Genomic DNA, 891 nt, shown 5'->3' with positions numbered 1-891 from the left:
GCCGGGCCGCCATCCTGTTCGTCCTGCCGGCCCTGCTGCTGGTCATCGCCGGCGCGGTGCGGATGTTCGCCGGGGCCGACGACCAGGTCGCCTCGGACGTGCTGGGCGGCTTCGCCATCGCCACGATGGTGCCGCTGATCGGGGTGATCGCCGGGACCGGGGCGATCGGCCCCGAGATCGATGACGGATCGATCGTCTACCTGCTGGCCAAGCCGGTGAAGCGGCCGACGATCATCTGCACCAAGCTGATCGTGTCCATCGCCGTGACCATGGTCTTCTCCGCGGTGCCCACCCTGATCGCCGGACTGATCCTCAACGGCAACGGCCAGCAGATCGCGGTGGCCTACACCATCGCGGCCCTGGTCGCCTCGATCGCGTACAGCGCGCTGTTCCTGCTGCTGGGCACCGTCAGCCGGCACGCGGTCGTCTTCGGCCTCGTCTACGCGCTGGTGTGGGAGGCGCTGTTCGGCTCCCTGGTGCCCGGCGCGCGCACGCTCAGCGTCCAGCAGATAGGTACGCACGCAGCGGGCGATGTCGCTGTCGCGAAGAAGCATCGCGATGTTGAGGACGGTGCGGCGGGTGTGGACCCGGAGCCGGGCCGCCATCCTGTTCGTCCTGCCGGCCCTGCTGCTGGTCATCGCCGGCGCGGTGCGGATGTTCGCCGGGGCCGACGACCAGGTCGCCTCGGACGTGCTGGGCGGCTTCGCCATCGCCACGATGGTGCCGCTGATCGGGGTGATCGCCGGGACCGGGGCGATCGGCCCCGAGATCGATGACGGATCGATCGTCTACCTGCTGGCCAAGCCGGTGAAGCGGCCGACGATCATCTGCACCAAGCTGATCGTGTCCATCGCCGTGACCATGGTCTTCTCCGCGGTGCCCACCCTGATC

1 protein-coding gene and 1 pseudogene are annotated in these 891 nt (G+C 69.2%); both read left to right on the top strand.

Annotation, left to right across the window (positions count from 1 at the left end; all coding sequences use genetic code 11):
- Positions 1-509: pseudogene (locus EAO76_RS41435) on the top strand (ABC transporter permease subunit); the annotation flags it as partial.
- A 49-nt stretch (positions 510-558) separates the two neighbouring features.
- On the top strand, positions 559-891 hold a 333-nt coding region (locus EAO76_RS41430; protein WP_262376197.1), incomplete at its 3' end, for an ABC transporter permease.

Source organism: Streptomyces sp. sk2.1 (genome assembly GCF_008120935.1).
Classification (GTDB): Bacteria; Actinomycetota; Actinomycetes; order Streptomycetales; family Streptomycetaceae; genus Streptomyces.
This window is presented reverse-complemented; position numbering and strand designations above follow the sequence as displayed.